The organism is Olsenella sp. oral taxon 809 str. F0356 (assembly GCF_000233535.1).
Lineage (GTDB): Bacteria > Actinomycetota > Coriobacteriia > Coriobacteriales > Atopobiaceae > Olsenella_I > Olsenella_I phocaeensis.
Window position 1 is genome coordinate 348,925 of the sequence record NZ_JH376563.1, and the last position, 13,775, is coordinate 362,699.

At 64.5% G+C, this 13,775-nt stretch carries 11 protein-coding genes; 3 read left to right on the plus strand and 8 right to left on the minus strand.

Annotated features, from left to right (window positions below):
- Position 1 precedes the first annotated feature (1 nt).
- Together HMPREF1008_RS01555 and HMPREF1008_RS01560 are read left to right on the plus strand one after the other, a co-directional pair.
- On the plus strand, positions 2-1,462 hold the full coding sequence (locus HMPREF1008_RS01555; RefSeq protein WP_009278093.1) for an LCP family protein: 1,461 nt from the start codon (positions 2-4) through the stop codon (positions 1,460-1,462).
- Between the two features lie 439 nt (positions 1,463-1,901).
- On the plus strand, positions 1,902-3,125 hold the full coding sequence (locus tag HMPREF1008_RS01560) for a Fic family protein (RefSeq protein WP_009278094.1): 1,224 nt from the start codon (positions 1,902-1,904) through the stop codon (positions 3,123-3,125).
- Positions 3,126-3,387: 262 nt separating this feature from the next.
- Here HMPREF1008_RS01560 and ychF read toward each other — a convergent pair whose 3' ends face one another.
- The gene (ychF, locus tag HMPREF1008_RS01565) at positions 3,388-4,452 is read right to left on the minus strand and encodes a redox-regulated ATPase YchF (protein WP_009278095.1); all 1,065 of its coding nucleotides are present in this window, start codon (positions 4,450-4,452) and stop codon (positions 3,388-3,390) included.
- Positions 4,453-4,508: 56 nt separating this feature from the next.
- A complete protein-coding gene (locus tag HMPREF1008_RS01570; protein WP_009278096.1) occupies positions 4,509-5,780 on the minus strand; it encodes a 4Fe-4S binding protein in 1,272 nt (423 codons plus the stop codon).
- A gap of 191 nt (positions 5,781-5,971) precedes the next feature.
- Between HMPREF1008_RS01570 and HMPREF1008_RS01575 the strand changes: the two genes are divergently transcribed.
- Positions 5,972-7,075 carry a PfkB family carbohydrate kinase gene (locus HMPREF1008_RS01575; protein ID WP_009278097.1) on the plus strand — a complete coding sequence of 368 codons (1,104 nt, stop codon included), beginning with the start codon at positions 5,972-5,974 and terminating at the stop codon, positions 7,073-7,075.
- A 199-nt stretch (positions 7,076-7,274) separates the two neighbouring features.
- Here the strand turns inward: HMPREF1008_RS01575 and HMPREF1008_RS01580 are convergent, their stop codons facing one another.
- The 6 genes from HMPREF1008_RS01580 to HMPREF1008_RS01605 form a co-directional block, all read right to left on the minus strand.
- Positions 7,275-8,186, minus strand: a complete 912-nt coding sequence (locus tag HMPREF1008_RS01580; RefSeq protein ID WP_009278098.1) for a GRP family sugar transporter — start codon at positions 8,184-8,186, stop codon at positions 7,275-7,277.
- A gap of 142 nt (positions 8,187-8,328) precedes the next feature.
- Positions 8,329-9,660 carry a pyrimidine-nucleoside phosphorylase gene (locus HMPREF1008_RS01585; RefSeq protein ID WP_009278099.1) on the minus strand — a complete coding sequence of 444 codons (1,332 nt, stop codon included), beginning with the start codon at positions 9,658-9,660 and terminating at the stop codon, positions 8,329-8,331.
- On the minus strand, positions 9,657-10,097 hold the full coding sequence (locus HMPREF1008_RS01590) for a cytidine deaminase (RefSeq protein WP_009278100.1): 441 nt from the start codon (positions 10,095-10,097) through the stop codon (positions 9,657-9,659). Before HMPREF1008_RS01590 ends, HMPREF1008_RS01585 begins: the two co-directional genes overlap by 4 nt.
- A gap of 99 nt (positions 10,098-10,196) precedes the next feature.
- Positions 10,197-11,117 (minus strand): ABC transporter permease, encoded by a 921-nt coding sequence (locus HMPREF1008_RS01595; protein ID WP_009278101.1) that lies wholly within the window; start codon positions 11,115-11,117, stop codon positions 10,197-10,199.
- Positions 11,110-12,240, minus strand: coding sequence for an ABC transporter permease (locus HMPREF1008_RS01600; protein ID WP_009278102.1), 1,131 nt, complete (start codon positions 12,238-12,240; stop codon positions 11,110-11,112). The genes HMPREF1008_RS01595 and HMPREF1008_RS01600 overlap by 8 nt, the downstream gene beginning before the upstream one ends.
- Positions 12,237-13,766, minus strand: a complete 1,530-nt coding sequence (locus tag HMPREF1008_RS01605; protein ID WP_009278103.1) for an ABC transporter ATP-binding protein — start codon at positions 13,764-13,766, stop codon at positions 12,237-12,239. The genes HMPREF1008_RS01600 and HMPREF1008_RS01605 overlap by 4 nt, the downstream gene beginning before the upstream one ends.
- Positions 13,767-13,775 lie beyond the last annotated feature (9 nt).

Below are 13,775 nucleotides of genomic sequence, written 5' to 3' on the forward strand. Positions count from 1 at the left end.
CATGCGACATCTGAGGAACAGCGACCAGGAGCAGGCCGAGGGACGCGCCAGCAGGGGAAGGCGCTTCGCCGGCGGGCCCTCGGCAGACATCCTCTCGAGGCGCAACGCCCTTCCCTACTACGCCAAGAAGCGCGCCTCCGCCCGCAGAGGCAGGGTGCTACGCGGCGTCCTCGCAAGTGTGGCCGTGCTGCTCGTGGCTGCCGTCGTCGGCGTCTGGGGCTACATCATCAGCATAAACGGCAAGTTGGGTGCCGGCGTGAGCAGCGAGCTGCGCTCCGTCCTCACCGAGACCAAGTACAACGAGCCCTTCTACATGCTGCTCCTGGGCGTCGACAAGGACGAGGAGCGCACCCAGGACTCGCAGTACGGGGCCGACAGCAGCAACTACCGCACCGACACGATCATCCTTGCCCGCGTGGACCCCCAAAACAAGAAGGTGACGCTGGTCTCCATTCCCCGCGACACCTACGTCGACCTGGGGGTCAACGGCAAGCAGAAGATCAACGCCGCCTACTCCTATGGCGGCGCGGCCTACGCGACGAAGGTCGTCTCCGAGTTCGCCGGAGTCTCGATCTCCCACTATGCCGAGGTGGACATGGACGGATTCGCGGCCATCGTCGACCAAGTGGGAGGCGTCACCGTCGACCTGCCCGTGGACGTCAAGGACCCCGACTACACCGGTCTCGACCTCCCCGCGGGCGAGAACACCCTGGACGGCCAGACGGCCGCCCTCCTGGGACGCACCCGCCACGCCTACGACAACTACGGGGGCGGCGACTTCTACCGCGCCGCCAACCAGCGCATGCTCATTGGCGCCGTCACCAAGAAGGTGCTCTCCAGCGACCCCATCACCATGGCCAACACGGTCTCGACCATGGCGGGATACGTCACCACCGACCTCGACGTCTCGTCCATCGCGGGCCTTGCCTCGCAGCTCATCGGCATGGACGTGGACGAGGACATCTACTCCGGACTCTGTCCCACGACCGCCAAGTACATGAACGACCTCTGGTACGAGATCTGCGACACTGCAGCATGGAAGGTGATGATGGACCGCGTCGACCAGGGTCTTCCACCCTACAGCGACGCCTCGCAGGACACCACCGCAGGCGTGGCGGGGTCGGTTGGCAAGAGCTCGGGCGGCGACTCCGTCACCGCCTCGAGCGCAAGCGAGGAGCCCGTCTACTCCGGCAACGTGAGCGTGCTCAACGCGAGCGGCAAGAACGGCGCTGCGGGCAACGCCGCCAACAAGCTCGTAGGCGCGGGCTTCTCGGCCATAGCGGGCAACGCGGACTCCAACTCGGACACCACGCGCGTCATCTACAACGCCTCGTCGTCGGCAAAGGCCCGTGGCGCGGCAAGGACGCTGGGCTTGGACGACTCCATCATCGAGGAGAACGACGGCAGCTGGAACAGCAGCGTCGACGTGGTCGTGGTGCTGGGAAGCGACTACAAGTCCTAGTGCCGCGGTCAGGAGGACTGGTGCCCCCCAGGGATGGCGGTTCTCTTACCCGCTGTGACACGGGGAGTCTCTTGGTCTCCGCAGCAAGCTAGGACGAGCCGGGGGTTAGCCGGCTGGGGTCAGCTGCAGAGTTTTTCTCTTTCAGGGTCCGCGACTGATCCAGTCGCGGACCCTCTCCACCGCCCAAGCGTCGAGTGCGCAGTCTGAAGGCTTCAGCTTGCGCACTCGGCTTCCGGCCACCTGGCCCTTCGTGGCGAGAGGGGCGGTTTACGCCGTCGAGTGCGCAATTCCGGCCTTTAAGCTTGCGCACTCGCGAAGCAGGGACGAAGTACAGGCGAATCATAGGTCTTCTCTTATTTATACTAATTGCCAGTTAGTATAAATAAGAGAGGCTATCAAACGCCACTAGTCATACTCCCAACGTCCGGAGGCGCAGACCATGTCATACCGCTCCCTTGAGAAGATCTTCTATGCGGATGCTTCCTCCGACAGGTTCGCACACAACGCGCGTCTTGCACGGGAGCGACTCGAAGCCGACTCGACCTTTCGCACAAGCTTGCTGACCCCGAACGGAGAACTGTTCCTTGCTACCCCGAGAGAGCTCTCCGTGCTCAACGAACGCGTCATGCGCAACGAGCGCGCCGTCTCGGCGACCATGGGTGCGCTGCCCCCCGTGGCAAGCGCCGCCCTCGTGCGCAGCCTCGTCATCGACGAGGTCGTCAGCACGAACGAGCTGGAGGGCGTTCACAGCACGCGCAGGCAGGTGAGCGATGCCCTCGACCTGGAACTTTCTATGGACGATCAGTCACGGGACCGCCGCTTCAGGGAATTCGCAAAGCTCTACCTGGACCTCAGCGACCATGACCGAGGGTACCCAAGCAGCCCAGAAGACGTGCGCAGAGTCTACGACCTCGTCATGAGGGGCGAAGATATGCATGGCGTCGTGCCTGACGGAAGGCTATTCCGAGCAGGTGGGGTTGAGATCATCGGAGCGCATCAGAAGATCCTTCATGTGGGAATCGAGCCGGAGGAGAAGATCATCGAGGCTATTGCCCGCATGATCGAGCTCGCGGACAGGAAGGACATGCCCCAGACCTTCAGCGCGATCATCGCGCATTACTACTTCGAGTACATCCACCCCTTTTACGACGGGAACGGACGCACGGGGCGCTATCTGCTCGCACTCTACCTCAGCCGACCGCTCTCCACACTCACATCGCTCTCGCTTTCTAGGGTCATCGCAGAGAACCGAGCCGCCTATTACAAGTCGTTCAAGCAGGCAGAAAGCCCCCTCAACCACGGGGAGCTCACCTTCTTCGTCTGGAACCTCCTCGAGAACATCCTTGTCGCTCAAGAGCAGATCGTCGACGACCTGACCCAGAAGCGAACGGCGCTCGAAGAGGCCTCGAAGCTCCTATCGCAGGTCGTGAGCGAGCGAGGACTGTCCGAACAGGAGGCAAGCGTCCTGTTTATGCTCATCCAGCTCCAACTCTTCGCCACGTTCCCCGGAACCAGCCTTGCCGAGGTCGCCTCGCATTCCAATGTCTCACAGCAGCAGGCACGCAAGTACACCAAAAGGCTCGAGGAGCTCGGGCTGATGGTGACGACACGCAGGCGTCCCCTCAGGTTCGAGCTGAGCGAAGAAGTAAAGAGCCTGCTGTAGACATCTTAGAACGAAGCCTCTCTCCCCCACAGACAAGCGTCGAGTGCGCAGTCTGAAGGCTTCAGCTTGCGCACTCGGCTTCCGGCCACCTGGCCCTTCGTAGCGAGAGGGGCGGTTTTCGCCGTCGAGTGCGCAATTCCGGCCTTTAAGCTTGCGCACTCGCGAAGTAGCAAGGCTTAAGCTTGCGCACTCGACGAGCAAATTCGCAGGGCGAGAGGGGCTGCGAGGGTCGCACGGCCCACAGGCTCAGCAACCCAGCTCGCTACACGTTGAACATGAACTCCATCACGTCACCATCCTGGACGACGTAGTCCTTGCCCTCCATGCGCAGGCGGCCAGCCTCACGCGCGCCGGCCTCGCCGCCCAGCTCGACGTAGTCCTCGTAGCTGATGGTCTTGGCCTTGATGAAGCCGCGCTCGAAGTCGGAGTGGATCACGCCGGCGGCCTCGGGTGCCTTGGCACCGATGTGGACCGTCCAGGCCTTGACCTCCTTCTCGCCCGCCGTGAAGTAGCTCTGCAGTCCTAGCAGGTGATAGGCGGCCTGTGCCAGGGTCTCGAGCCCGCTGTGCTCCAAGCCCAGGGATTCGAGGTACTCGGCCGCCTCTTCGGCGTCGAGCTCGGCGAGCTCCGCCTCGACCTCAGCGCAGATGGGAATGGGCGTCTGGCCATTGATGGGGGCGGGCACCTCGGAGACCTTGTCCTCGTCGACGTTGGCCACATAGAGCATGGGCTTCATGGTGAGGAGGAAGAGGTCGTGGGCCGCCGCGCGCTCGTCGTCGCTCATGTCGAGCTCGGCCGCACGCTTGCCCTCGTTGAGCCAGTCTTGGAGCCTCTTGGCGATGGCCAGGTTGGGGGCCTTCTCCTTGTCGCGCTTGGCCTCCTTCTCGAGCTTGGGGATGGCGCGCTCGAGCGTGCCGAGGTCCGCCAGGACGAGCTCGGTCTGGATGGTGTCGGCGTCGGAGCCAGGGTCGACGCGCCCGTCCACATGCACCACGTCGGGGTCGGAGAAGTAGCGCACGACCTCGCAGATGGCGTCGGTGTTACGAATGTTGGACAGGAACTGGTTGCCCAGCCCCTCTCCCTCGTTTGCGCCCTTCACCAGACCGGCAATGTCCACGAACTCGACCGTCGCCGGAACGATGCGTGCGGGATGCACGATGTCTGCCAGCCTCTGCAAGCGTGCGTCCGGCACGTCCACGATGCCCACGTTGGGGTCGATCGTCGCGAAGGGGTAGTTGGCCGCAAGACCGCCCTTGCGCGTGAGCGCGGTGAACAGGGTCGACTTGCCCACGTTGGGAAGGCCCACGATGCCGATGGAAAGTGCCACGTCCTCAACTCCTATTCCATGCGAGGGACGCCCGCGTCCCCCGCCCTTGCTGGTCTCTAGTCGTCCGCCAGGCGCTCGAGGATGTCGAGGCCGCGCTTGAGCTGCCTTTTGCCCTCCTCCTTGGCCTTCTGGACCTGTTCCCGCTGCTTGGCCGCCGCCCTGGCACGGCGCTCCGCCTCCTCGTCGCGCACCACGAGCTGTTGCGGGTCGCCCGCCACCATGGTCAGGGCCCCTTCGGGGCACACCTTCGCGCAGGCCCCGCAGTTGAGGCAATAGGCTGCCTCAACGGAGAAGCGCCCTCCCGCGTCGAGGTCGCAGGCATGCACGGGACAGGCCTTGACGCAGTCCCCGCACATGGTGCAACGGCTTGGATCGCAGCTGGGGACGTCCAGGACGATGGGCCGCGCGAGGCGGGGCCGGCCCTGGAGGGTGGTGAGCAGGGTCTTGCGCTTCTGCGTGAGCACGCGACGTCGGTTGGCCGTGGTCTTGTCGCCCACCATGCGCTCGAGCTCGCGCTGCATGCTGGTGATCTTGCGCGAGTGGTCTTGGATGCGCTGGGCCACCGCCTTGGCACCCAGGAGCGAGGGGTTGCCGGCAAGGAGGGCCGTCTGGCCCGCCTGGACCATGCTGTTCACGAACTGGCCGCGCTTGTAGGCGCGCGTCTGCTCGTGGGTCATTTGTCCCTCGTCGACCTCAAGGCCCACCGAGTCGCCGCTCCACTCCTCGGCCTGCCCAATCTGGTCAACATACGCCGCTTCGCCCGTGGTGGTGCGGCAGCGGTCGCAGATGCCCAGGGGCAGGTAGACGCTCACGTTGTCGAACTCGCTCAGGAGGGCGTGCCAGACCTCGGTAGGCATGGCGCCCACGCAGGGCAGCACCACCTCGTTGTCCTTGGGCAGGCGACCGATGGCGCGGGTGCAGGTCACGTAGCATTGTTCGTAGGCGCTGGCCACGCGGACGATCTTGTCATAGAGCTGCTTGGCCATGATCCTCTGGACCAGGAATGCCTCGGTAGGGCAGGCCATGGTGCAGAGCCCGCATTTGCGGCAGCTGTCCAGCACCTTTATGGCAGCGCCCTTGATCTGGATGGCATCCACGGGGCACACGTCCAAGCAGCGGCTGCAGACGTCATCCCTGCCGGACGAGACGCGCAGGCAGAAGATCGAGTTGACGCGCGGCCGCTCCTTGAACTCGGAGGGGTCGAACTGCCTCACCTTGGACGGGTCGGCAGCAAGGGTGTCGGCGATGCCACCCAGGGGGTTCGAGACGCTTGCCCAGTCCTGCTGTATGTCGATGAGGTCATCGAGCAGGTCACGCTTCTCGGCCACGTCTAACCTCCCCCTCTAGCTGCGGCGTCCGCCTTTTGCAGTCTGGCATTTTACCACGGCAGAGAGGAGCGCGGCCCTCCCAGCGGAGGCGGCGAGCCAGGTACGGACGGCACGCAACCCGAGGCCAGCGGCTCCTCTCGCCCGTGACCACGTTGAGCCGATAAACTGATGCTTAGTGGATTGGAGCCGCCATGATCACCGACAGGGAACGCCAAATCCTGGGATGGATACGAGAGAACCCCTCCATCACCCAGAAGGAGCTTGCCGAGAAGGCGCGCATCTCGCGCTCGTCGGTGGCCGTGCACGTGTCGAACCTCACACGCAAGGGCGCTATCCTTGGCAGGCGCTACATACTGCAGGAGAGTCCCTACATCGCTGTGGTGGGAGCCGCGTGCATCGACGTCATCGGCTGGCCCGAGCGCGATGCCGATGGCACGGAGCAGCTCGAAGGCACGGTGCGCAGCGTCGCCAGCGGATCGGCACGCAGCGTGGCACAGTTCCTGGCCCACCTGGACCGCCAGGTGAGGCTCGTGTCCGTCTTTGGCGATGACGCAAACGCCGAGCGACTCATGGATGGCTGCCGACGCGACGGGGTGGACATCAGCGACTCCCTCGTGTCGCGCGGACTCGAGACCGCATCCAACGTCTACATGACCCGTCCCAACGGAACCCGCCGACTCGTCTTGAGGGACGCCAAGGCCTTCGAGCTCCTGACGGCAGACTACCTGGCTGCGCACCTGGACGTGATTGACCGAGCGGCCGTCTGCGTCGTGGACTCCAGCGTCCCGCCCGAGTCGCGCTCCTTCCTCTGGCAGAACGTGCATGCGCCACTCTTCTTCGCGCCCTCCGCCACCGACAGGCGCCAGCCCCTGGAGGACGATCTACAGCGACCCGAGCTCGTCAAGTTGGACGTCAGGCTGCTGGGGGAGGTGCTGGACCGCGAGCTGCGCGACAGGGCATCGATTCGCACGGCGGCGGACGAGCTTCTCTCGCGCGGCCCACTCGCGCTGTTCATCCCCTTGGACGAGGGCGGAATGTACTGCGCCAGTCAGTCCGAGCGCGCCTTCCTGCCCTGGGCTGGTGGCCCCATCCCCCAGTCCAACGAGTTTTCGGACGCAATGACCGCAGGCATCGCCTGGGGTTGGGTGCAGGACCTGGGCGTGCGCCGCAGCGCACAAGCAGGCCTGGTGGCGGCATCGGCCTGCGCCAACGCCCGCGGAGCCACGCGCGTCTCGCTCAACGACCGCAGCATGAGAATGCGCCTGGGCATGTCCGTACGAGAACCGGGGGAGTAGGCGTTGCTTTTGCGAGCTTGAGACGGTGGAAAGTCTATCGTGCGAAAAGGTCATCTGCGTTTGTGCAGATAGGGTTTCTACAATGACTCGCAGGGCGACGTCCCAGCGCACGTGCGTCCGAAAACAAGCATTCTGCCCTAGGCATGTTCCCGAGGCGGGCCCCCAAGCCAGACGGCCCTCGCCCATGGGCGACCCGGCGTCAGGCCTTGGTCAGCCCAATAAGAACGCCGCCAAAGGCGACCAGAGCCATGCCCGTAACGACGAAGGCAAGGCCTCGGGCCGACCTGTGCTCGTGGAGCAGGACTAGGCCGCCAACGGTCGACACGATGACGTTCATCTGGGCAAGGGTCCAACCCACGGCGAGGCCGTTCATCTGGTTGGACAGCAGAACGCATGCGTTCGCAATGGCGAAAAGCGCTCCCGCGAGCATGTTCTCCCAAGTCTTGCGTCCGAGTACCGCCTCGGGGCTGCCGACCAGCCTGCCCTTGGATGAGACGAGCCCTACCGCGAACGAGCTTGCGACCATGAACAGTGACTGCGGCAGCAGGAGGTCCAGGGCATCGACGGCAAAGATGCTGCTCGTCGAGGCATAGGCGACGCTCAGACCGGCGGACAGCATGACGCAGGCCATGCCTCGTGCGTTCGCCGACCAGCCCTCGTGCCCAGGACGAGATGCGGCGGACTCGATGGCGGAAGCGTCCTCGCGAGAGCAGAGAACCACGCCCGCAGCCACGAGCACGAGGGCGAGCAGGCCCAAGGCCAGCTGGGACTGCCCCCGCCACTCACCAAGGAACAGCACGCCAATCGCCGACGTGCCCAGGAGCTGGACGCCAGTGGACACGGGCACCGAGCGCGACACGCCCAGGATGCCAAAGCTGTAGAGAAGCAGGGCCTCCGACGCGCTCCAGGCAATGCCATCGATGGCGGCCGCCACGACAAGCCCCGACGACCAGGCGACCGGACGGACCAGCGACATGACAAGGGCAAGAGGCAGCGTAGGGAGGGCAAGCCCCAGCTGCTTGTTTGCGACGCTGCCGCCCACCAACTGCGAAACGCAGCCCATGAGGCCAAAGCCGAACGCGGGCACAAGACCCACCAGAATCGCCAGCATCCCTCTCCCCCGTCCATGTCGCAGACGACGCGCGACGACGTCGTGCAGCGGACCGCATGCGTACGGGGGACGCGACGGCATTCCCGCACCGCCCGCATCCCCCGTGCCCACAGAAATCGTCGTAACCCGGCAGGACTATCGCCTATGCGTCCAAGCGCTCGACGCCGTCGCGCGTAACGCGCGCGTGGAACAGCGGGATGGCCGCGGGCTCCTCCGCGCGAATGTCCAGCGCGGAGAGAAGGATGCGCTCCCCCTCGTCGCACAGCGCCTCGTCGGCAGCATACAGCGTTGCGAGCAGGTCCCCCTCAGCGACGGCGTCACCACTCTTCTTGGCCAAGACGATGCCCGCGGAGTAGTCTATCGCGTCCTCCTTGCGCGCTCGACCGGCACCCAGCGCCACCGACGCTATGCCACAGCGCTCGGTGTCCATCGCATAGAGCCAGCCAGAGCGCTGCGCGCGCACCTCACGGGCCACGCGCGGCTGCACGAGACTGTCGAAGGCGTCATCGAGCAGGGAGGCGTCACCGCCCTGGGCGGCAACCATCTCCTTGAGCTTCGCGAAGCCCTCTCCGTTGGAGATCTGCTCGCGCGCCAGGCGACGGCAGTCGTCCATCTGGCTCTTGCCCGCCAGGAAGAGCATGTTGCCCGCCAGCTCGACGCAGATGTCGGTCAGGTCCTTGGGACCCCTGCCCTGCAGAGTCGCCGCAGCCTCGGCCACCTCCAGGGCATTGCCTATGCAGTTGCCCAGAGGCCTGCCCATGTCGGTGATCATCGCGACGGTGGTACGGCCGACGTGCTCGCCGATCTCGACCATAGACCGAGCCAGCTCTATGGCGTCGTCGACGGTCTTCATGAACGCCCCGCTGCCGCACTTGACATCGAGGAGGATCCTGTCGGAGCCAGCCGCTATCTTCTTGCTCATGATGCTGGAGGCGATGAGCGGCAGGCTGTCGACGGTGGCGGTGACGTCGCGCAGGGCATAGAGCTTCTTGTCGGCCGGAACGAGGTTGCCCGTCTGGCCGATGATGGCCACGCCGACCTCGCTCACGATCCTCACGAAGCGATCGCGCTCGACCGAGGTGGAGAGGCCGGGAATGGACTCGAGCTTGTCAAGGGTGCCGCCCGTGTGTCCCAGCCCACGGCCGCTCATCTTGGCGGTCTTAACGCCGAGCGAGGCGACGATGGGGGCAACTACCAGCGAGGTCTTGTCACCCACGCCACCGGTGGAATGCTTGTCTACCTTGATGCCGGGGATGGGAGAGAGGTCCACCACGTCGCCAGACGCGACCATGTCCATGGTGAGCGTCGCAGTCTCGCGGGCGCTCATCCCCCTGAAGTAGATGGCCATGCACAGGGCAGAGGCCTGATAGTCGGGTATCTGGCCCGAGACGTAGCCGTCGACGAAGAACTTGATCTGCTCGTCGCTCAGCTCCCCACCATTGCGCTTGGTCTCGATGACGTCGTACATCCTCATTGGCCATCAGCCTCCCTTTGCGCCGCCTCGAGGTCATGGGGGCCAAAGCCCAACGGCAACAGGTCTTCCAACAGATAGGTCCTGATCTGGCGCGGCGAGGCGGCCAGCACCACCCTGAAGCTCCGAGGGTCGCAGAACTCCTCCATCACCTGGCGGCACACGCCACAGGGCGCACACCAGTTGCTGATGGGAAGCCCCTCGGCCCCACCGACGATGGCGATGGCCTCGAATTCCCTCGCCCCTTCGCTCACCGCCTTGAAGAACGCGGTACGCTCCGCGCAGTTCGTGGGCGTGTAGGACGCATTTTCGATGTTGCAGCCACGCCACACCCTGCCCTCCGAGTCGAGAAGGGCGGCACCCACGGAGAAGTGCGAGTACGGGGCGTATGCCTCCTCTCGCGCGGCGATGGCCTCCCGAACGAGCGCTCCCTCGTCCATCATGCCTCCCTTGACGGGGCGCTCGGCTGGCTGCGAGGTGCCCCGACGGTCTTCCTTCGGACTCCCGTAGCCCGAGAGGTCCCCGTACCGCACGACATGCTAGCGCGCACCCTTCCTGTAGGGCACGCCATCGGCCTTGGGTGCCACGGAACGACCCACGAAGAGCACCAGCACGATGATGGTCAGGATGTAGGGCAGCATCGCCATGAGCTGGCTGGGAATCGCGATGTCACCACCGCCCAGTATCACGGTGAGGGCCTGGGCCAGGCCAAACAGCAGGCAGGCACCGTAGGCTCCATGCGGCTTCCACTTGCCGAAGATGACGGCGGCGAGCGCGATGAAGCCCTGGCCGCTGATGGCCGTCTGAGTGAACTGCGAGACGATGGCCAGCGTGACCGAGGCGCCACCGAAGCCCGCCAGCATGCCCGAGACGATCACGCAGACGTAGCGCGTGCGCTCGACGTTTATGCCCAGGGTGTCGGCGGCAGCAGGGTGCTCGCCCACGGCGCGGACGCGCAGGCCCCACTTGGTCTTGTAGAGGACGAACCACATGATCACCGCGGCAACCAGGCCCAGGGCGACCGTCACGTCCACGTTGAGGCTCGCGTACGGCGTGCCGGCAAGGGCCTTGTCGCCGAAGAGCTTGGGCAGCGTGGTGTAGACGGGGGTCATTGCCGCGTTGTCAAAGAGGCGGCGGCAGAAGAAGAGGGCGAGCCCGGGCGCCAGGAGGTTGATTGCGACGCCCGAGACCGTCTGGTCAGCCCTGAAGGTGATGGACGCGAAGGCATGGAGGAGTGCAATGATCGCACCGGTGAGGCCTGCGGCCAGAAAGCCCAGCCAAGGGTTCCCGGTGAAGTACGAGACGGCAGAGGCCGTGAAGGCACCGACCATCATCATGCCCTCTATGCCGATGTTAACGACGCCCGAGCGCTCCGAGATGACGCCCGAGAGGGCGCCGAACACGAGCGGCGTCGAGTACATGAGGGTGATGCCAATGAGTAGAAACAGGCTGCTAGGCATTTGCGACCCCCTTCTCCCTGCGCTCAAGCCAGTCGGCAACCATGGGAACGACCTGCGAGAGGGCCATGAGGAACACGATGGTGCCGATCATGATGTTGATGATGTCGGATGGCGCCCCCATGACCTGCTGGACGCTCTGCCCGCCATAGATGAGGCCGCTGAACAGGAACCCGGCGAAGATGCACCCTATGGGCGAGGAGCCGGCAATGAAGGCCACCGAGAGGCCGTTGAAGCCATTGTTCTCGAATGCGGCCAGGGTGGATATGTTATGCGGCTCCAGGCCGGTCACTGCCAGAGCGCCCGCCAGGCCGCAGAGGGCACCCGAGATGAGCATGCAGGTGACTATGTTGCGGTTCACGTTGATGCCGGCGAACTGAGCCGCCTCGCGGTTGAGGCCCACGGCGCGCATCTCGTAGCCCATCTTGGTGCGCTTCAGCAGCACTGCGATGAGGATGGCACAGGCCACCGCGATGAGGATGCCCACGTTGACGTCAGTCTTCACGAGCACCTCGTAGAGCCAGGGGGTCCCCTTGAGGGTGGCGAGCCCCTCCTCCGAGAGCTTCCACTTGGGGAGGATCATGGTGTAGCTGGAAGGATTGACGGCATAGGTGCTCGTCGACTCCGGCTGGTGGAAGGCGGGCACGTTGACCACGAAGTTGCAGGCGTAGAGACTGATCCAGTTGAGCATGATGCTGGTGATGACCTCGTTTATCCCGAACTTCGCCTTGAGCCAGCCAACGAGGGCGCCACATGCGGCCCCGCCGAGCGTCCCCGCGAGAATGACGAGGGGGACCTGCAAGACGGGTGGGAAGTCGCAGCTGATGCCAACGATCGCCGCGCAGATGGTGCCAGTCACGTACTGGCCTTCGGCACCGATGTTGAAGAGGCCCGTCTTGAAGGCGAAGGCCACGGCCGTGCCGGTCAGAATCAGGGGGGTTGCCTTGATGACGACGTTGGAGATGTACTTGGGCTTGCCGATCATGCCGTTAAACAGGGCCGCGAAGGACGGTCCGGGCGCATAGCCCGCGATCGCGAGCACTATGGCTGCGATCAGGAAGCCTACGGCGATTGCCAGTATCGATGCCGCGATGGGCTTCCTCAATAGCTTGACGATGGTTTTCATTTGCTCCCTCCTCCTGCCATCAGGAGGCCGATCTGCTCCTCGGTGACCGTTCCCTGCTCGAAGCTGCCAACGATCTGCCCGTCGTGTATGACGGCGATTGTGTCGGACACGTCCATGACCTCGTCGAGCTCGAGCGAGACGAGGAGGATGGCGGCGCCGCGGTCGCGCTCGCGAATCAACGACTTGTGCACGAACTCGATGGCACCGACGTCCAGGCCTCGCGTGGGCTGGACGGCCACGAGCAGGTCAGGCTCACCAGAGACCTCGCGGGCGATGATGACCTTCTGCTGGTTGCCTCCAGACAGGCCTGCGGCCGGCTGGGACTCGCAGCCCTCGGGACGGATGTCATACTCCTCGATGAGGCCGCGAGCGAACTCCTCGACCTTTGCCAGGTCGAGCATGATGCCCTTGCCGAAGCGCTCTTCGTTGTGACGCTCGAGAACCGAGTTCTCGGCGACGCTGAAGGGCAGGACGAGACCCCAGCGATGGCGGTCTGAGGGCACGGTGGCCACGCCAGTCTCGATGGTGTTCCTGGGCGTGGTGTTCTGAATCTGCCTGCCCTTTACCTCGATCGTTCCCGACTCCGCATGCACGAGGTTGTCTATGGCGTCCACGAACTCGCGCTGTCCGTTGCCGTCGATGCCGGCGATGCCCACGATCTCGCCCGCATGCACGTCGAGCGAGAGGCCCTTCACGACCTCGATCCCACGGTCGTCCTTGACGTGCAGGTCGCGTATCGAGAGCACGGTCTCGCCCGGCCTGGCGGGCGACTTCTCGACGTGGAGGTTGACGTGGCGACCGACCATCTTGGAGGCGAGCTCCGCCTCGTTGGTCTGCGCCACGTCCACGGTTCCCATGTAGCGACCGCGGCGAATGATGGTGCACTCGTCGGCGGACGACATGATCTCCTTGAGCTTGTGCGTGATGATGATGATCGTCTTGCCCTTGCTGACGAGGTCGCGCATGATCTTGATCAGCTGGCCGATCTCCTGGGGCGTGAGGACTGCGGTCGGTTCGTCTAGGATGAGGGTGTCCGCCCCGCGGTAGAGTGCCTTGAGTATCTCGACGCGCTGCTGCATGCCCACGGTGATGTCCTCGATGAGCGCGTCCGGGTCTACCTCGAGGCCGTACTCCTCGACGATCTTGACGACCTCCTGTCGCGCCTTGGCCATGTCGAGGACGCCCGCCGTGCCGCACACCTCCTCCCCCAAGACGATGTTCTCGGTCACGGTGAAGTTCTCCACCAGCATGAAGTGCTGGTGGACCATGCCAATCCCATGTTTGATGGCCTCGGTCGGGCTGTTTATGCTTACCTTCTCGCCGTTGAGGAAGAGCTCTCCGCCGTCGGCCTGGTACAGACCGTACAGGACGTTCATGAGCGTGGACTTTCCCGCCCCGTTCTCGCCCAGGATGGCGTGGATGGACTGCTTCCTGACGTCGAGGTCAACCCCGTCAAGCGCTCGGAACGAGCCGAACGTCTTGACTATGCCATGCATCTGCACGGCGTATTCCGGACTGACTTCCATGTTTTCTGC

Coding starts and splice junctions, on each gene's coding strand:
- HMPREF1008_RS01575 (WP_009278097.1), top strand. CDS start 5,972: ATGATCACCGACAGGGAACGCCAAATCCTGGGATGGATACGAGAGAAC.
- HMPREF1008_RS01585 (WP_009278099.1), bottom strand. CDS start 9,660: ATGAGGATGTACGACGTCATCGAGACCAAGCGCAATGGTGGGGAGCTG.
- HMPREF1008_RS01605 (WP_009278103.1), bottom strand. CDS start 13,766: ATGGAAGTCAGTCCGGAATACGCCGTGCAGATGCATGGCATAGTCAAG.
- HMPREF1008_RS01595 (WP_009278101.1), bottom strand. CDS start 11,117: ATGCCTAGCAGCCTGTTTCTACTCATTGGCATCACCCTCATGTACTCG.
- HMPREF1008_RS01580 (WP_009278098.1), bottom strand. CDS start 8,186: ATGCTGGCGATTCTGGTGGGTCTTGTGCCCGCGTTCGGCTTTGGCCTC.
- HMPREF1008_RS01560 (WP_009278094.1), top strand. CDS start 1,902: ATGTCATACCGCTCCCTTGAGAAGATCTTCTATGCGGATGCTTCCTCC.
- HMPREF1008_RS01590 (WP_009278100.1), bottom strand. CDS start 10,097: ATGGACGAGGGAGCGCTCGTTCGGGAGGCCATCGCCGCGCGAGAGGAG.
- HMPREF1008_RS01555 (WP_009278093.1), top strand. CDS start 2: ATGCGACATCTGAGGAACAGCGACCAGGAGCAGGCCGAGGGACGCGCC.
- HMPREF1008_RS01600 (WP_009278102.1), bottom strand. CDS start 12,240: ATGAAAACCATCGTCAAGCTATTGAGGAAGCCCATCGCGGCATCGATA.